Consider the following 16949-nt stretch of genomic DNA (forward strand, 5'->3'; position numbering starts at 1 on the left):
AGCGCGTACAGTGGGTGAACGCTCACCGTACGCCATGCTATTCTCCGATGTCGATCTCCGCCGTGCGGACCCGGACCGGGTCGTTGTCGGAAGGACACCTCCCGATGCCGGCGACTGCCGCCCCGACCATGCCACCGCCCGCCCTGGACAGTCCGGCCGGCGGCGCGTTCAGCTTCATCTTCACCACGCTGCCGGCCCTGCTGCGGCTGACGTGCGGACTGGTCGGTGCTGCCGTGGCGCTGTCGGTGCGTACCCCGCCGGTCGACGAGGCCTTGCTGCTACCTGGCGTGGCCGCGCTGACCGGGTGGTCGGTCTGGTACGCCGTCCGCGCGCTGCGCCACGGGATCGGGCCCGCGCTGGTCGCCGGTGACGTCGCGGTGACAGTGGTGGCCTGCCTGCTCATCCCCCGCCTGGTGGCGCCCGAGGTGCTGCCCGGCGAGGGCAGCTGGATCGCGGTGCTCGCCAGCACCACGGTGATCAACGCCCAGGCCACCGCCAAGGCCCGCTGGTCGGTCCCCGTCGGGCTGCTGGTCACCGCCGCGTACGCCGCGGGCGCGCAGGCGGCCGGCAACGCCACCGAGGCCCAGGCACACGCCGCCACCCTGCTCGTGCAGACCGGGTGTACCGCGATGATGACGGGGGTGATGCGCCGCCGGATCGGGCGGGCCGACCACGCCTTCGCCGAGCACCAGCGGGTCACCCGGGAGGCGCTGGTCGCCCGGGCCGCCCGGGAGGCGGAGCGTCAGCAGAATCGGGACCTGCACGACACCGTGCTCGGCACCCTGACCATGGTGGGGCTGGGCGCGGTGTCCGGCCCGTCGGCCTCGTTCCGTGAGCGGTGCGCCACCGACCTCCGTACCCTCGTCGCGGTCGCCGACCTCGGCCCGGCGCCCGGTGACGGCCCGGTGCTGCTCGACGAGCGGTTACGCTCGGTGCCCGACCGGCTGCCCGAGCTGCCGGTCCACCTGGAGCTGACCGCCTGCGCGGTGCCCGCCGGGGTGGCCGACGCGATCACCGAGAGCGCCTACGCGGCGCTGTCCAACGTGGTCCGGCACGCCCCGGGCGCGCGGACCACGCTGCGGCTGAACCGCGACGCGGTCGCCGTCGTGGTCGAGGTGGTCGACGACGGTCCCGGCTTCGACCCGGAGACGGTCCCCGCCCACCGGTACGGGTTGCGCGAGTCGATCCGCGGGCGGATGGCCGCTGTCGGCGGGCGGGCCGAGGTGCGGTCCGCGCCGGGTGCGGGCACCCGGATCCGGCTGGAGTGGCCCGGTGTCGGCTGACCTCGGCGCGTCGGCGGACCGCGCCGACCTCCGCGTGGCGCCGGTGCCGCGGCCCCGCCCGGCCGACGGGTCCACACCCGAGCCGACCGCTCTCGCCGCGCCGGCCGCCGTCGCCCAGGCCTCCGACCGGGGGGCCCGGATCGTCGCCGTTGCCATCGCGCTTGCCTGGCATGTCGCGATCGGACTGCCGGCGGTGCTGGCGACCCGCACGCAGTTCACCGCGCCCACTGTGGTGCTGGGCGGCTGGGTCCTGGTCGCCGTGACCGGGGCGGTGGCCGGCGTCCGGTTGCTGCGCGGCGCGCCGTTGCCGCCGTGGCCGCTGGCCGGGGTGCTGCTCGCCGTCGACGCGGCGGTCTTCGCCACCGTCGGCGAACGGCAGCTGTTCACCGCCGCCAACTGGGTGTGGGGCACCCTCGGCTGGTTCTTCGTGCTGGCCCGGTGGGGACGACGGGTCAGCGGCCTCGTCGCCCTGCTGACCACCCACGCGTTGATCGCACTCGCCGCCGTCCTCGCGTACGCGCCGAGCACGGCCGACCTGGCCCGCTACACCATGTACGTGTACGGCACCTTCTCCCTGCCGGTGGCGGTCTTCGCCGGCAGCGCGGTGATCGTCGGCCTGGCCCGGGACCGGGCCGCGGCAGCCACGGCGATGCACACGCTCGCCGCCGAACGGGCCGCCGCCGAGCGGGGCCGGCAGGAACGCCGTGACCGGCTCGCCCTGGTGGGCACGGCGTCCGGGCGGGTGCTCGGCGAGTTGGCTGCCGGGGAGGCGGACCCGGACGACCCGGAGGTACAGCGCCGCTGCGTGCTGGCCGCGGCCCGGCTGCGCCGCCTGATCGCCGAATCCGACGACGTGCCCGACCCGCTGCTGCACGAGTTGCGGGCCGCCGCCGACCTGGCCGAACGCAACGGGCTGCCGATCGACCTGGTCGCCATCGGCAACCCGCCCCCGCTGCCGGTGGAGATCCGTCGCCGGCTGGCCGACCCACTCACCAGCCTGCTGGCCGACGCCCGGGGTTGGGCCCGCCTGACCGTGGTGGCCGGCCCCGACGAGGTGGTGGTCAGCCTCGTCACGCCGGACCGGGAGGGGCCGGACGCGACCGGCCCTCCGACCGAACACGAGGACGGGCCGGTGCAACAGCTATACGAACGGGACGGGGACATCAGATGGGCGCAGACCCGGTGGTCGGGGTGACCGGTGACCGGCCGGTCGGGGTGGCGATCGTCGACGACCATCCGGTGGTCGTCGAAGGGGTACGCGCCTGGCTCGCCAGCGAACCGCGACTGGCCGTGCTGGCCACCGGGGACGACCCGGACGAGGTGCTGCGCGCGGCGCCGGACGCCGACGTCGTCCTGCTCGACCTGCGCCTGCACGGCCGGATGGCCCTGGACAAGCTGGCCGAGCTGAGCGCCACCGGACGGCGGGTGGTGGTCTACTCGGAGCACACCGACCCGGAGACGATGCTCGCCGCGCTGGACGCCGGAGCGGTGGCGTTCCTGGCCAAGCACGAGGGCCGCGAGCACTGCGTGGCGACCGTGCTGGCCGCGGCGAGCGACCGCCCGTACGTGCCGCCGGCGCTGGCCGGCGCGATGGTCGGCGATCCGAGACCGGACCGGCCCATGCTCTCCGACAAGGAGCGCGAGGCGCTGCTGCTCTGGTTCCAGTCGATGTCCAAGGCGTCAGTCGCCCGTCGCATGCGGATCAGCGAGCACACCGTGAAACAGTACGTCGACCGGGCGCGGATCAAGTACACCCGGGCGGGCCGCCCGGCAGCCACAAAGGCGGCACTGTTGGCCCGTGCGATCGAGGACGGCCTCGTCCGCCCGGAGGAGATCGGCATCTACCGGTCACAGGCGACACACGACCGGCCGACCCCCTAACGGGCGTCATGACAGTAGCCGGCGAATCGGCGAAGCTCGACGCATAGCCACTCACCGGGAGGTCGTGACGATGCATGGCGACGCGTCCCCCTTCTTCATAGGCCCACACCGATTCGATGCGCCGGACGACGACGCCGGCCCCACCCTCGACCGGCGGTACGACATGCGTCCGCTGCCCGGCGAGAAGGTGCTCGGTCGACACCGGCTGCTCGTCGCCGGCTATCTGCTCGGGCCGACGGAGACACGGCGCGCCTGGCAGCTCCCCGGTCCCGTCTCGGTGACCGTCACCGACCAGCGGATCTGCTGGGTGGGCACCGGCTCGCAGCTCTCCCTGGTCGCCGACGACACACCCCGCTCCCGGCGCTCCGGGCGACTGACCGGCCTGATGACCGGCCAGATCCGCTGGCAGTGGCCGTCCCGGCTGGAGCTGCCGCCCACCGACCCGGCACGACTGATGATCGTCTGCGACGCGTTGCGTACCATCCAGCAGCCGGCGCTGGCACTGGGCGGCTCACCGGGCGAGGTCGTGGCCCTGGCCCGGCAGGTACGCCGGGCGGTGGCCACGTTCCGGCTCACCCGTCCGGAACTCGTGGACCTCTCCGCGCAGGAGCGCGACGTGCTGCTGCTGCGGGCCGGCCCTGCGCTGCTCGCCGGGGAAACCCGGATCACGCTGCCCGGCTCGCTGCCGGTCGAGTTCCGCTCCCGCGACGACTACTACCGCTCCGGGCCGGCGCCCAGCTCCTGGGACGGCTTCGCCGACGGCACATCCGGGCTTCGCTGACAGCTTGCGCGGGTGCCCGGCTCGCGCCGGGTGCCTCAGACGCTGGGCGCGCGTTCCTCACCGGCGGCGTCCAACACGGCGGCCTCCTCCGGTGTCGGTGCGCTCCCGCCGAGGTGGGCCGGCAGCCACCAGGTGTCCTCCGGGCCGGTCGGCGCGTCCGGATACTCGCGCTGGACCCGCTCGACGAGCGCGCTCAGCCGGGTGGTCAACTCGGCGGCCAGCACGTTCGGGTCCGGGAAGTCAGCCGGCAGGATCGGCTCGCCGATGAGGATCGTGATCGGCGTGTGACGCCGGGTGAGGGTACGGGGACGGCCCTTCGTCCAGAGTCGCTGGGTGCCCCACAGCGCGACCGGCAGCACCGGCACCTTCGCCGAACGCGCCATCCGCACGGTGCCGCTCTTGAGCTCCTTGACCGTGAACGACCGGCTGATCGTGGCCTCCGGGAAGACGCCCACCACCTCGCCGCGCTTGAGCGCGTCGACGGCCGACCGGAACGACGCCGCGCCGGCCTGCCGGTCCACCGGGATGTGGCGCATGCCGCGCATCAGCGGGCCGGAGACCCGGTGCGCGAAGACCGACTGCTTGGCCATGAACCGCACCAGTCGGCCCGAGGCGTTCGCACCCAACCCCGCGAAGACGAAGTCGAGGTAACTGACGTGGTTACTGGCCAACACCGCGCCGCCGGTGCGGGGTACGTGGTGGGCGCCCTCGATGGTGATCTTCAGGTCGAGGACCCGGAACAGCGTCTTGGCAGCGGCGATAACGGGCGGGTACACGAGCTCCGGCATCCGCAGAATCTACCCTGCCCGGCTGGAGATCGCCTGGGTGCCGACCCGGCGGCGACGCGGCGTGTGCGGTGCCGCCGGGTGTCGTTCCAAGCTCAGTCGGCGAGGCTGTGCAGATCGAGCCGGCCGCGGGCGAACGCGTCCACCCGCCCCCACCGGCCCGGGATGTCCAGGACCTCGATGCGGCCCATCCCGACCGGCAGACGCGGCTCGACCGCCAGGTGCCCGTCGTGCGGTTCGAGGCCGAGCATCGTGCGCAACAACAGCAGCGGCGTACCTGTCGACCAGGCCTGCGGGCTGCACGCCGTCGGGTACTCCACCGGGAACTTCGTCAGCTCCCGGGGGTAGCCGCCGAACGCCTCCGGCAGCCGCCCGTCGAAGTAGGTGGCCGCGTCCAGGATGCCGTTGGCGATGGTGGCGGCCTCCTCGGCGAAGCCGTAGCGACGCAGCCCCCACGCGATGAAGGAGTTGTCGAACGGCCAGATCGTGCCGTTGTGGTAGCCGATCGGGTTGTAGCGTGTCTCCCCCTCGGCGAGGGTCCGCACCCCCCAACCGGAGAACAGGCGCGGCCCGACCAGGTGCGCCGCCAGCTTCTCGGCCCGCTCGGGATCGACGATGCCGCTCCACAACAGGTGGCCGATGTTCGAGCTGAGGATGTCGCACTGGCGGCCGTCCGGATCCAGGGCCAGCGCGTAGTACTCGCCGTCGTCCACCCACCAGTCCCGGTTGAACCGCTCCTTCAGTTCCGCCGCCTCCCGCTCCAACTGGTCGGCGAGCTCCGGGTCGTTCCAGAACCTGCGGGCCATCCGCGCCGCGCGGACCTTCGCGTCGTACGCGTACCCCTGCACCTCGCAGGTCGCGCGCGGGAACGGCGGCAGGGTCCCGTCGGAGTACGAGATCGAGTCCCAGGAGTCCTTCCAGCACTGGTTCTCCAGGCCGGTCTCGGTGTTGCGGCGCTCGTACCAGATGTAGCCGGTGCCGACCAGGTCGGCGTAGCTGTCGATCCACTTGAGCGCGGCCCGGCACTCCTGTTCCAGCTCCTTGACCAGCGCGACGTCCCCGCTCCACCGCTCGTACTCGTCGAGCAGCACCACGAACAGTGGGGTGGCGTCCACCGATCCGTAGTACGGCGAGTGCGGTTGTTCCTCGAAGGCGGCGGTCTCGCCGTAGCGCATCTCGTGCAGGATCCGCCCCGGGTCCTCGTCCCGGAAGTCGTCGAACCGACTGCCCTGTAGGGACGCGAGGATGCGCAGCGTCGTCTTCGACAGCTGCGGCGTGAACGGCAGCGTCTGTAGGCAGGTGAGGATGCTGTCCCGGCCGAACATGGTCATGAACCAGGGCAGGCCGGCGGCGGGCAGCGTCGCGCCACCGAGCGACAGCGGCGAGAAACGCAGCGCCGCCAGGTCGATCAGACTGCGCCGGTACGTGCTGGCGACCCGACCGTGCTCACTGTTGACCTTCGGGGCGTCGGCGATCCACCGTTCCAGGTCGTGTTGCAGGGCCAGCCGCTCGACGCCGTGCACCCGCAGCCCCATCCGCAGGTCCCGGTCCCCGGGCCCGACCGCGCGCGTCTCCACGTGGATCGTCGCCTGCCACTGCTCGTTCGGCTCCAGGTGCACGGTGTACGCGAAACCCCGGTTGTCGTAGCGGGCCGACACCGACGAGGAGATCTCCGTCTCGCGCCGGAAGTTGCCCCGGCGATAGCCCAGGCGCAGCTTGTCGGCCTCGACCTCGGTGTAGATCTCGCCCTTCTTGTTCAGGATCTCGTCCTTGACCTGGAACAGATCGGCGAAGTCGGACGCCGCGTCCATCCGTACTTCCAGGTCGACCGCATTCTCGTCGTGGTTGAGGATGGTGAGTTCCTCCCGGAAGCTGCCGCCGACCGCACGCTCACGGATGATCGACAACTTCGCGTCCACGTAGTGCGTGGCCATCCCCGGCACCAGGAAAAACCGTGACTCGAAGTACTGCAGGTCGTCGTACGAGAGCGAGTTGAGGCGTTCTCCGTTCACGCTCAGCACCCATGTGGACAGGAACCGGGTGTCGATGGAGAAGAGCCCGGTCGGCTCGCTCGGCGTCGCCTCGATGTCGCCGGTGTCCTGGCAGACGACGAACGTGTTGCCGTCCAGGATCCGGATCGTGTTGCTCTGGCCCATCAGCGCATCTCCCCCGCGAAGCGGCGACGCGGCCCACGGGCGTCCGGCGACCCGGGAAAGATCCGCTCCACCTGTACGACCAACCGGGCGTCCCCCGACACCGTCATGTCCCCGCGCAGCAGGGCGGCCAGGCCGTGCTCACGACCGGACGCGATCTCGTCGAACAGCACCGGGCTGGCGCCGATCACCGTGTCGGCCTCCCGGTCCTCCTGACTCACGTCGAGCCGCCCGTGGTCGATCTTCAGCAGCCAGTGCCGGGTCTGCGCCCCCTCGTGCAGGTCGATCCGCAGTGTCCCGGCGGTCTTCGCCAGCAGAGGTTCGTACCCCCGCCGGTCCAGGTCCTCGAAGAACCTCGTGGTCGCGTCCACCATCGGGTCCACTCCTCCCAGTCGGCCAGGTCCCGGAATCCCACCCGCCGCCCTCGCGGCCAGCCCCGCACGTCCCCGCACGGGTCCCCGCACCCCACAAACCCAACCTCGCCCAAAAAGGGTGACCCACCCCGCTCCGCCCCCGCTCCGCCCCGGTGATCAAGAGGGTGGGGTGGGTGTGGGAGCGCCGGTCCTCCCGGGATGGGAGGACCGGCGCTCCGGCGCTCTTCGGTCAGTTGTTCGGGTCGTCGGCGCTGATGTCGGCCAGCACCGACTGCGGCTCCCGCTCGACCGCGAGATCACCCATCGACACCAGGCCGATCAGGCGGCCCTCGTCGACCACCGGCAGTCGGCGTACGGCGTAGGTACGCATCAGGTCCGCGGCGGACACCGCGTCGTCGTACTGGCTCACGGTGATCACATCGCGGCTGGTGATCTCGCTCAGCCGGGTCGAGCCCGGGTCCATGTTCTCCGCGACACCCCGGACCGTGATGTCCCGGTCCGTGACGATACCGACGACACTGTCGCCATCGGTCACCACCACGTCGCCAATGGCGCTGTCGCGCATCTCCTGCGCGGCGGCGATCAGCGTGTCGTTGCCGTCCATCGTCACCAACCGGGTCGTCATGAACTCTCCGACCGTTGTCATGGTGCTCCCCTCTCGGTGTCGGCACGGCTCGTCTACCCGCCGCCCCGCAGGGGGTAACGCCATCGGTCGGGATGGCTGCGGTCGCTGCCGAACGCGAGCGACGGGTGACCGGACACACCTGGATCACACCCGCTAGCGTCGACGAGTGCTGACTGGCGAGCGTGAGCTGCGGGACCTGATCGGCGGCAACGCCTGGTTGACGCGGGCGTTGACCGTGGCCCGGGACTCCGGTCTGCCGGACGCCTGGATCGGCGCGGGCGCCCTGCGCGACCTGGTCTGGGGCGAGCGTTACGGCGACGGATTCGACCCGACGACCGTCCACGACGTCGACGTGGTCTTCTTCGACCCGGCGAGGCTGTCCCGCGACGACGACCAGCGGGCCACCGCCCGACTGGCCGCCGCCTGGCCGGAAGCGCCCTGGCAGGCGCGCAACCAGGCGGCGGTACACACCTGGTACGCCTCGAAGTTCGGCGGAGAGCCGATCGCCCCGTACCGCAGCGTCGCCGAGGCGGTGGCCACCTGGCCGGAGTACGCCACTGCGGTGGCCGTACGCCTACCGGCCACCGGTGAGCTGGAAATCTGCGCCCCGCACGGCCTCTCGGACCTGCTGGGCGGGGTGTGGCGGCACAACCCGGCCCGGGTGGACGTCGCGCTGTCCCGACAGCGGCTGGCCCGCCACCGGCCCGCGCAGCGTTGGCCTCGGGTGACGGTGATCGAGCCGGGCTGACCCGGCGGCCGCCATGCCCGGGGGCGCTCGATGTTCCACCGGGCCGTCAGCCGCGGGGCGGTATCCCGTAGATCCGCTCCACGCGCAGGCGCAGCACCAGCCGCCGCTCGGCGACCATGGCACTGCGGTATTCGGCCCAGTCCGGGTGCTCGCCGCGCAACGACCGGTAGAGCCCCACCAACTCCTCGACCGTGGCGTCGTCCACGTCGGCCGCCGGAGGGGTCAGCTCGGCACGCCCCTCCACCACCGCGTACGCCCAACCGTCCTCGCTGGCGACGTGGAAGCTGGCCCGCGGGTCCCGTCGCAGGTTGGCGGTCTTGGCCCGGCCGTCGGTGACGGACACCCGGATCAGGCCGGCGGCACTGTCGAACGAATAGACCACAGTGGACATCTGCGGTCGTCCGTCCCGCTTGATGGTGGCCAGCACACCCATCGAACGACCGCCGATCAGGTCGGTCAACGCCTGCTGGTTGGTGTCTTCCGGCACGGCTTCCTCCAGGTGGCGGGGACGGCTCCGTCCATCCAAACACGAGCCGAGCGCTCCTGCTTCCGACCTGTCGGTCCCGTCATGGGCTGCGGGCCCCCACCGTGAACGGTCGGGGCCCGCAGTTCGACGGTGACGGTCAGCGTCGCTCGGCGGCGACCAACTCGGCGAGCTGTACGGCGTTGAGCGCCGCGCCCTTGCGGAGGTTGTCGTTGGAGCAGAACAGGGCCAGGCCGTACTCGACGGTCTCGTCGGCGCGGATGCGACCCACGTAGGTCGGGTCCTGCCCGGCGGCCTGCAACGGCGTCGGCACGGGGGTCAGCGCGACCCCGGGTGCGTCGGCGAGCAGTTCGTGGGCCCGCTGCGGGGTGAGCGGGCGCGCGAACCGGGCGTTGATCTGCAGCGAGTGGCCGGTGAAGACCGGTACGCGGACGCAGGTGCCGGAGACCTTCAGGTCGGGAATTTCCAGGATCTTGCGGCTCTCGTTGCGGAGCTTCTGCTCCTCGTCGGTCTCGAACGAACCGTCGTCGACGATCGAGCCGGCCAGCGGCAGCACGTTGAAGGCGATCGGCTCGGCGAACGAGCGCGGCGCGGGGAACTCCACGGCCGACCCGTCGAAGGCGAGCCCGGCGGCATGCTCGGCGACCTTGCGGACCTGCTCGTCCAGCTCGGCGACGCCGGCCAGCCCGGCGCCGGATACGGCCTGGTACGTCGAGACGACCAGCCCGATCAGACCCGCCTCGGCGTGCAGTGGGCGCAGCACCGGCATCGCGGCCATCGTGGTGCAGTTGGGGTTGGCGATGATGCCCTTCGGGCGGTCGGCGGCGGCGTGCGGGTTGACCTCGGCCACTACCAGCGGCACCAGCGGGTCCATCCGGAACGCCGACGAGTTGTCGATCACCACGGCGCCGGCCTCGGCGACCTGGGGAGCCAACTCCTTGGCGGTGCCCTTACCGGCCGAGAAGAGCACGATGTCCAACCCGGAGTAGTCCGCCGTCGCGGCGTCCTCGACGGTGACCTCCTCGTCGCGCCACGGCAGCGTACGCCCGGCGGACCGCGCCGAGGCGAACAACCGCACCTGCTCCGCCGGGAACTCCCGCTCCGCCAGCACCTGCCGCATCACGCCACCGACCTGGCCGGTGGCTCCCACAATGCCGATCCTCATGCCCGGAGGCTACCCACCCCACCCCCACAACCGGGAACCCTTTCCCACCCCCCGGGTCCCACCTCACACCCCACCCCACCCCCTCCCCCTCCCGGCCCCCCTCCCGCGCCCCTCCCGCGCCCCTCCCGCGTTGATCATGAAGTTGTTGTCACCTGGTACGGCGTGTCGTGGCAACAACTTCATGATCAACGGGGGCAGGGGGGCAGGGGGGAGGGGGGCGGGGGCGGGGGGAGGGGGGCGGGGGGGGTTAGGGGAGCATGTTTCCTAGGGTTGCGGACTCCAGGTCTTCGCGGATGACCGCTGCGTCGCCTTCGATGACCAGGGTCAGCGCGTCCGCGTGCAGGTGCGCGGCCGCCGCGGCGGAGACCTGGTCCACGTCGGCGTTGAGCAGTTCCTCACGCAGCCGGGCGTGGTAGTCGTCCGGCAGGTCGTGCACCACGAGCGTGGTCAGGGCGGACGCGATCGCCCGGGGGCTCTGCAACTCGACCGAGAGCTGCCCGGCCCGCCAGGAACGGGCCACGGCCAGCTCGTCCTCGGTCACGCCCTCGGCCTGCGTACGGGCGATCTCGCCCACCGCCTCGACCAGGGCCGGCGTGGTGACCGCTGTCTGCACGCCGGAGCTGACCGCGAACCGGCCGAACCGGCGGGACGAGGCGAACTCGCCCCGGATGCCGTACGTGTAGCCGCGCACCTCGCGGATCAGGTGGTTGAGCCGGGACGTGAACGCCCCGCCGAGGACCGTGCCGGCGAGGCTCATCGGTACGTGGTCGGGATGCGCCCGGTGCGGCGACGGGTGACCCAGCCGCAGCGTGGACTGCACCGAGCCCGGCCGGTCCACCAGGATGATCCGCCTGCCGGCGTGCAGCGGCACCTCGATCGGGCCGCTCTGCTCGGCCGGGCCGCCTCCGGTGCCGGCGAACGCCGCTCGGGCCAGCGCGTCCAGGTCGATCCGGTCGAGGTCACCGGCGACGACGAGGGTGCCCGGCCGCAGGAACCACTCGGAGTGGAAGACCGTGATGTCCTCGGTGTCCAGGGCGGCTACCGAGTCCGGGTCGCCGTACATCGGTCGTCCCCAGCGGGTGTCGGCGCCGAACAGGTCGGCGCGCAGCGCGGCGTCGGCGCGCGGACCGGGATTGGCCCAGTCCATGCGCAGCGCGTTCGCCTCGTCGTCGCGGACCCGCCGCACGTCGGCAGGGTCGAGGCGGGGCGTCCGGACGGCCTCGGCGAGCAGTTCCACGGCAGCGGTCAGCCGGTCGACCGGAACCTGGACGCTGACCTGGAACGAGTCCCAGTCCAGCCCGGTCACCAGCTCGGTGCCCAGCGCCTCGATGGCCAGCGCGTACGCCGTGCCGTCCCGCTGGGCGGTGCCCTCCTCGAGGGCCTTGGCGAGGACGCCACCCAACCCCTCCTTGCCGGTCAGCTCGCGGCCGGCGCCGGCGTCGAGGAGCAGCAGCGCGACGGCGAGGTTCTGCCCGGGCAGGTGTGCCGCGACCACCTGGCCACCGGCTACCGCGCGGCGGACCACCGGTGGGAACCGGTACGGGCGAGCGGCACCCGGGCCGGGACGGTCGGTGATCAGCGTCATGCGGTCTCCTCGGGCAGGTAGGTCAGGGTCACCCGGTCTGCGGCACCGAGCACCTCGGCGGCCGTCTCGGCGATCTGCTCGGCGGTCACCGCGAGCCAGGCGGGCAGCCGGTCGGCGGCCCGGGCCGGGTCACCGAACTGGGTGGCGTACCGCCCGAGCGTGTCCGCGCGGCCGTCCACCGTCGACATCTGCCGCCACCAGGCGGTGCTGAGCAGCGCCTTGGCCCGGTCCAGTTCGGCGGCGGTGACCGGCACGGTGGCCAGTTCGTCGACGACCTCGGCGAGCCCGTCGACCAGTCGCTCGGCGCTCACGCCGGGGCGGGCGGTGGCGGTGGCGATCAGTGGCGCCGGGGCGTGCGCGAGGTCCACCCCGTACGCGCCGACCAGGTCGGGTTGGGCGATCCGCTCGCCGTCGGCGAGCCGCTGGTAGAGCCGACTGCCACGGCCGCTGCCGAGCACGGTCGCCAGCACGGTGAGCACGTCGTGGCCGGGGCTGCCGAACGGGTGACCCCGATGGGCGATGTAGACGCGCGGCGCCGGCACGTCGGCGGTCACCGTCTCCACGGCGGGCTGCCCGGTCGCCGGGACGCTGCGACCGTCCGGCGCGGCCGGGATGTCGTCGCGGGCGGGCAGCGCCCCGAAGTACTTCTCGGCCAGCGCGAACACCTCGGCGGCCGGGGCGTCGCCGACGACGGTGAGCACCGCGTTGTTCGGCGCGTAGTACATCTCGTGGAACGCCTGGAAGGTGGCGAGATCGGCGGCGTTCAGGTCGGCCATCGAGCCGATCGTCGAGTGGTGGTACGGGTGGCCGGGCGGGTAGAGCAGCGGCAGCAACCGCAGCCACGCGTCCCCGTACGGGACGTTCTCGTAGCGCTGCCGGCGCTCGTTCTTGACCACCTCGCGCTGGTTGTCCAGCGTCTCCTGGGTGAGCGCCGGGACCAGCCCACCCATCCGGTCGGCCTCCAGCCAGAGCGCCATCTCCAGGTGCTCGGCCGGGACCGTCTCGAAGTAGTTCGTCCGGTCCGGGTTGGTGGTGGCGTTGAGCGATCCGCCGGAGCCCTGGATGAGCTTGATGTGCTCGGTCTTCGCCACGTTCACCGAGCCCTCGAACATGAGGTGCTCGAAGAGGTGGGCGAAGCCGGTCTGCCCGGCCGGCTCGTGCCGGGATCCGACGTCGTACCAAAGGTTGACGGCCACCGCGGGCGCGGTGCGATCCTCGCTCACCACCACACGCAGGCCGTTGTCCAGTCGGGACGTCTCGATGGGCCAGGGGTAACCACTGTCGGGCATGGCACGACGCTATCCGATCTCGGGGGCGGAAAGGTGACGTGCGGTAGGTCGGCGAGCCGACCCGCGCGGCGGCATCGAGTCGGCCGCTCGGGGTACCGCAGGGGGTATGACCCGACCGACCCGCGAGGAGTCCGCCCGTCACGCCGCCGGACCGGCGGCCCGCGCCGTCGAACGCGCGAGCGCCGCCCTCGGCCGCCTGCGCCGCGGCCGGTTGCTGCATCCGGCGGGCGCGTCGTTCGCCGCGCACGTGACGATCTGGGGTACGCCCGGACCGCCCGTCGGGGTCGACCTCCTGGACAACCCCGGTGTGTACGCGGGCACGGTCCGCCTGTCCCGTGGGACGCCCACACCGGGCGGGTGGCCGGACGTGCTGGGCCTGGCGCTGCGCGTGCACTCTGAGGCGGGGCATCCGTTCGACCTGCTGGTCAGCTCCAGCGGGGCGCCTCCGGTGCTGCGGAATCTGCCCCTGCCCCGCCGCGGCTTCTCCGGGACGTACAGCACGATCATGGGTTATCGCACGGACCGACGCCGACTCTGGTTGGCCGCGTTGGCCGACCCGGAGTCGGTCGACCTCGGCCGCACCCTGGCCGCCGTCACGGCCGCGGCCCGGACGGACGCGCCGCGCCTGGTGCTCGCGGTCGCGTCCGCCGTCGGGCTGTGGCGGCCGGTCGGCCAGGTCGGCATCGGCGTCCCGCTCGACGCCCGTCAGGACGCCGCGCTCGCGTTCGACCCCGTGCGCAACCTGCCGGCCGGGCTGCGGGCGGCAGGCCCTCTCACCTGGCTGCGTGAGCAGACCTACCGGGGATCACGCCGGGCCCGTGGTGCGACGGTTCAGTCCGGCGGTTCGACCGCGACCACGGTCTGATCGGAGGTCCGCCGTTCCAGCACCGTGTCCGGGGCCGCGTTCTGGTCCGCCTGGCGGAGGTCCGACTCGGCGAGGATGGCCTCCGCCTGCGCCTGCGGATCGTCGCTGCCTGCCGCCACCTCTTCGGGGAGGAGGTGGTGCGCGCGGGACTCCGCCCGCTCCTGATCGCTCTGCTCGTCAGTCATGGCACCCCTGTTACCCCGGGCCCGCACTCGGCACGCGACGTTTCCCCCGCATCTTGGGACGAGGGGCCGGCGACGTCCGCCCGGTCGGGTACGCTGGCCCGGTGATGAGGACGTATCGATGGTTTAGGCAGCCGGCTCGCACGCCGGTGACTTCACCATGATCTGACGTCACCAAGGACCGAGCCGGCCGGGCAGGAGCTGTCGTTCCCGCCCCTCTGCGTACGAGCAGCCGGCTCGTCCCGGGCACCGGCCCCGGGCACGGTCGGCGAAAGGATGCCCACCGTGACGACCCCGGAGACCGATCGGGTCAGCGACCAGCGGATCGACCGTGTCGTGCCGCTGACCACACCCGCCCTGCTGCACCACGAGTTGCCCCTTCAAGCTCCGCTCGCCGCGGCCGTGCTAGAGCACCGCCGTGCGGTGAGCCGTGTTCTCGACCGCGAGGACGACCGCCTGCTGGTGGTGGTCGGCCCGTGCTCGGTGCACGACCCGGCCGCCGCGCTGGAGTACGCCGAGCGCCTGCGCGCCGCCGCCGACCGGCTCGCCGACGACCTGCTCATCGTCATGCGGGTCTACTTCGAGAAGCCCCGTTCGACGGTCGGCTGGAAGGGCCTGATCAACGACCCCGGGCTGGACGGCAGCGGCGACGTCAACACCGGTCTGCGCCGGGCCCGGGCGCTGCTGCTCGACGTCCTGCGCCTCGGCCTGCCGGTGGGCTGCGAGTTCCTCGACCCGATCACCCCGCAGTACATCGCCGACACGGTCGGCTGGGGCGCGATCGGCGCCCGCACCGTGGAGAGCCAGGTGCACCGGCAGCTCGCCTCCGGCCTGTCCATGCCGATCGGCATGAAGAACCGCCCCGACGGCAGCATCGGCACGGCCGTGGACGCGATCCGGGCCGCCGGAGTGCCGCACGTCTTCCCGGGCATCGACTTCTCGGGTACCCCGGCGATCATGCACACGCGGGGCAACACCGACGGTCACCTGGTGCTGCGGGGCGGTGGCGGTCGGCCCAACTACGACGCCGAGTCGGTGGCCGGTGCGCTCGACCTGCTCCGGGCTGCCGGGCTGCCCGAGCGTCTGGTGATCGACGCCAGCCACGCCAACAGCGGCAAGGACCACCGCAACCAGCCACTGGTCGCCGCCGACGTGGCCGCCCAACTGGCCGCCGGCCAGCGCGGGATCACCGGTGTGATGCTGGAGTCGTTCCTCCTGCCCGGCCGGCAGGACCTCGATCCCACCCGCGAGCTGGTGTACGGCCGTTCGGTGACGGACGCCTGCCTCGGCTGGGACGACACCGCCGAGGTGCTCGACGGGCTGGCCGCCGCCGTCCGCGCCCGCCGGGCCGCCCTGCCCGCCCCCGCCGCGGGAATGTGACGGTCGGCACTGCGGTGCACGGAACACGAACGGGTGGGGCCTGGTTTACTGAGGTGTCGGTGTGCTCAGTGTCCCCGGGCCTCACCTAAATAGCCCTCGCGGAATACCGTTCGGCTGGAGCCGCGTCGCGCCACTCGCCGAGAGGCGACCTACACACCGACACCAGCGCCGCCCCCGGCTCACGAGGCCGGGGGCGGCGCTGTCTGTACTCCCCCAGGTCATCGGCTTGCGGCCGGCGTGCCTGCCGGGCGACGGGCGTGACGTTTGACCGATTCCGGCCCGGGTAGCTGATCAGCGTGACCGACGACGCATCCGTGGCCGACGAGCCGGACACCCGCGACCTCGACGACCTGCTCGACGACCTCTACCGGGGCCAGGAGCGCATCACCCAGGGCGAGATCTATCGCCGTGCCGTCGCCGCCGAACTCCCGCCGGACCTGCTCGCGCGCATCGACGCGCTGCCCGAGGGCGAGTACGCGGTCGACGAGGCCAGCGACCTGCTGGGCGGCAACGTCGGCTGAGCGGTACGAGCGCAGTCATCGAGCCCGGCGACCCGAAGGGACGACACACCATGACGCACCACGAGGACCACGACGAGAAGGTCTCGGCGCTGGGCCAGCCGCCGGAGGGCAGGGACACCACGCCCGAGCCGGACTTCGCCAACGAGCACGACCGCACGGCGGTTGACCGCGACATCATCACCGGCGCGGACGAGGACGAACGCGAGCCGGAGTCGCCGCACGGCTGGTCCGGTATGCAGCGTTGACACGTGCACGACAGCGGGGGCCGGCGGTTCGTCGGCCCCCGCTGTCCGTCCTCGTCGTCGGCTCAGTCGTCGTGCCCGCCCTCGGCGGCCTGCTGCGCCGAGGCGTACGCCATCTGGAGGAAGTCGGACGCGGCCACGGCGGTGAGCGCCGTGGCCACCAGGCGCGTGAGCCGGGGGGCGAGCACCAGACCTCCGGTGAGCCCCGTGGCCACCCAGACCGCCAGGCAGAACGGGCAGCTCAGCAGCTCGCCGATGGCGTGCCGCGTGGAGCTGCCCGAGTCGCGGACCTGCTCCATCACCTCGCCGCTGCCGATCGGCCGGTCGTAGCGGGTGAACGGGGCTCGCAGCGGGCTGGTCACGGCATCCTTGGTCAGGAGCCGACTGAGCTTGTGGGTGGCGATGGACAGCAGCACCACGTCGGCCGTGGCGGGACGCTCGGGCACCGGTCGGCCGGTCACCTTGACCAGACCGGCGAGCGCAGCGGTCACGCCCGCGTAGGTGCCCATCGCCGCCAGGTAGCCACCGAGCGGTCGGTGCTCGTGCGGCGCGTACGCCCGGCGTAGCCGCGCCACCTTCTGTCGCAGGCCAGTCTCGGTCACCGGT

19 protein-coding genes are annotated in these 16949 nt (G+C 72.6%); 9 read left to right on the forward strand and 10 right to left on the reverse strand.

Annotated elements, in window-relative coordinates; translation table 11 throughout:
- Positions 1–104 precede the first annotated feature (104 nt).
- The 4 genes from ACGFH9_RS25735 (at position 105) to ACGFH9_RS25750 (ending at position 3945) form a co-directional block, all read left to right on the forward strand.
- The gene (locus ACGFH9_RS25735) at positions 105–1283 is read left to right on the forward strand and encodes a sensor histidine kinase (RefSeq protein ID WP_393223940.1); all 1179 of its coding nucleotides are present in this window, start codon (positions 105–107) and stop codon (positions 1281–1283) included.
- Positions 1273–2478 carry a hypothetical protein gene (locus ACGFH9_RS25740; protein WP_393223943.1) on the forward strand — a complete coding sequence of 402 codons (1206 nt, stop codon included), beginning with the start codon at positions 1273–1275 and terminating at the stop codon, positions 2476–2478. The genes ACGFH9_RS25735 and ACGFH9_RS25740 overlap by 11 nt, the downstream gene beginning before the upstream one ends.
- Complete coding sequence (locus ACGFH9_RS25745; protein WP_355241765.1) at positions 2451–3164, forward strand: response regulator transcription factor; 714 nt, start codon at positions 2451–2453, stop codon at positions 3162–3164. The genes ACGFH9_RS25740 and ACGFH9_RS25745 overlap by 28 nt, the downstream gene beginning before the upstream one ends.
- 70 nt (positions 3165–3234) lie before the next feature.
- Positions 3235–3945, forward strand: a complete 711-nt coding sequence (locus tag ACGFH9_RS25750) for a hypothetical protein (RefSeq protein WP_393223946.1) — start codon at positions 3235–3237, stop codon at positions 3943–3945.
- A gap of 35 nt (positions 3946–3980) precedes the next feature.
- Here ACGFH9_RS25750 and ACGFH9_RS25755 read toward each other — a convergent pair whose 3' ends face one another.
- The 4 genes from ACGFH9_RS25755 to ACGFH9_RS25770 form a co-directional block, all read right to left on the reverse strand.
- A complete protein-coding gene (locus tag ACGFH9_RS25755) occupies positions 3981–4733 on the reverse strand; it encodes a lysophospholipid acyltransferase family protein (RefSeq protein WP_393223949.1) in 753 nt (250 codons plus the stop codon).
- Positions 4734–4825: 92 nt separating this feature from the next.
- Positions 4826–6886 (reverse strand): glycogen debranching N-terminal domain-containing protein, encoded by a 2061-nt coding sequence (locus tag ACGFH9_RS25760; protein WP_393223952.1) that lies wholly within the window; start codon positions 6884–6886, stop codon positions 4826–4828.
- Complete coding sequence (locus tag ACGFH9_RS25765) at positions 6886–7257, reverse strand: SCP2 sterol-binding domain-containing protein (protein ID WP_393223955.1); 372 nt, start codon at positions 7255–7257, stop codon at positions 6886–6888. Before ACGFH9_RS25765 ends, ACGFH9_RS25760 begins: the two co-directional genes overlap by 1 nt.
- A 229-nt stretch (positions 7258–7486) precedes the next feature.
- Positions 7487–7903: a CBS domain-containing protein gene (locus ACGFH9_RS25770; RefSeq protein ID WP_355241780.1), complete on the reverse strand. Its 417-nt coding sequence runs from the start codon at positions 7901–7903 to the stop codon at positions 7487–7489.
- A 145-nt stretch (positions 7904–8048) separates the two neighbouring features.
- Here ACGFH9_RS25770 and ACGFH9_RS25775 point away from each other — a divergent pair, with 145 nt between their 5' ends.
- Positions 8049–8630, forward strand: a complete 582-nt coding sequence (locus ACGFH9_RS25775; protein ID WP_393223958.1) for a nucleotidyltransferase family protein — start codon at positions 8049–8051, stop codon at positions 8628–8630.
- Between the two features lie 46 nt (positions 8631–8676).
- On the opposite strand, the gene ACGFH9_RS25780 is transcribed toward ACGFH9_RS25775, so the two are convergent.
- From ACGFH9_RS25780 to ACGFH9_RS25795, 4 genes are all read right to left on the reverse strand, one after another.
- Complete coding sequence (locus tag ACGFH9_RS25780; RefSeq protein ID WP_393223961.1) at positions 8677–9117, reverse strand: PPOX class F420-dependent oxidoreductase; 441 nt, start codon at positions 9115–9117, stop codon at positions 8677–8679.
- Between the two features lie 136 nt (positions 9118–9253).
- Positions 9254–10279 (reverse strand): aspartate-semialdehyde dehydrogenase, encoded by a 1026-nt coding sequence (locus ACGFH9_RS25785; protein ID WP_355241788.1) that lies wholly within the window; start codon positions 10277–10279, stop codon positions 9254–9256.
- 247 nt (positions 10280–10526) lie between these two features.
- Positions 10527–11864, reverse strand: coding sequence for a M16 family metallopeptidase (locus ACGFH9_RS25790; RefSeq protein ID WP_393223965.1), 1338 nt, complete (start codon positions 11862–11864; stop codon positions 10527–10529).
- The gene (locus tag ACGFH9_RS25795) at positions 11861–13153 is read right to left on the reverse strand and encodes a M16 family metallopeptidase (RefSeq protein WP_393223968.1); all 1293 of its coding nucleotides are present in this window, start codon (positions 13151–13153) and stop codon (positions 11861–11863) included. The genes ACGFH9_RS25790 and ACGFH9_RS25795 overlap by 4 nt, the downstream gene beginning before the upstream one ends.
- A 106-nt stretch (positions 13154–13259) precedes the next feature.
- Between ACGFH9_RS25795 and ACGFH9_RS25800 the strand changes: the two genes are divergently transcribed.
- Positions 13260–14018, forward strand: a complete 759-nt coding sequence (locus ACGFH9_RS25800; RefSeq protein WP_393223971.1) for a phosphodiesterase — start codon at positions 13260–13262, stop codon at positions 14016–14018.
- Here ACGFH9_RS25800 and ACGFH9_RS25805 read toward each other — a convergent pair.
- Positions 13985–14203, reverse strand: coding sequence for a hypothetical protein (locus tag ACGFH9_RS25805; RefSeq protein WP_393223974.1), 219 nt, complete (start codon positions 14201–14203; stop codon positions 13985–13987). The two genes, ACGFH9_RS25800 and ACGFH9_RS25805, sit on opposite strands and share 34 nt — an antisense overlap.
- A gap of 273 nt (positions 14204–14476) precedes the next feature.
- On the opposite strand from ACGFH9_RS25805, the gene ACGFH9_RS25810 reads away from it, so the two are divergent.
- From ACGFH9_RS25810 to ACGFH9_RS25820, 3 genes are all read left to right on the forward strand, one after another.
- Complete coding sequence (locus ACGFH9_RS25810; protein ID WP_393223977.1) at positions 14477–15580, forward strand: 3-deoxy-7-phosphoheptulonate synthase; 1104 nt, start codon at positions 14477–14479, stop codon at positions 15578–15580.
- A gap of 287 nt (positions 15581–15867) precedes the next feature.
- On the forward strand, positions 15868–16101 hold the full coding sequence (locus ACGFH9_RS25815) for a hypothetical protein (RefSeq protein WP_393224095.1): 234 nt from the start codon (positions 15868–15870) through the stop codon (positions 16099–16101).
- 50 nt (positions 16102–16151) lie between these two features.
- Positions 16152–16346: a hypothetical protein gene (locus ACGFH9_RS25820; protein ID WP_393223980.1), complete on the forward strand. Its 195-nt coding sequence runs from the start codon at positions 16152–16154 to the stop codon at positions 16344–16346.
- Positions 16347–16408: 62 nt separating this feature from the next.
- Here the strand turns inward: ACGFH9_RS25820 and ACGFH9_RS25825 are convergent, their stop codons facing one another.
- Complete coding sequence (locus ACGFH9_RS25825; RefSeq protein ID WP_355241805.1) at positions 16409–16945, reverse strand: DUF1360 domain-containing protein; 537 nt, start codon at positions 16943–16945, stop codon at positions 16409–16411.
- Positions 16946–16949: the final 4 nt, after the last annotated feature.

The organism is Micromonospora sp. NPDC049102 (genome assembly GCF_043197485.1).
In the GTDB taxonomy this organism is placed as follows: domain Bacteria; phylum Actinomycetota; class Actinomycetes; order Mycobacteriales; family Micromonosporaceae; genus Micromonospora.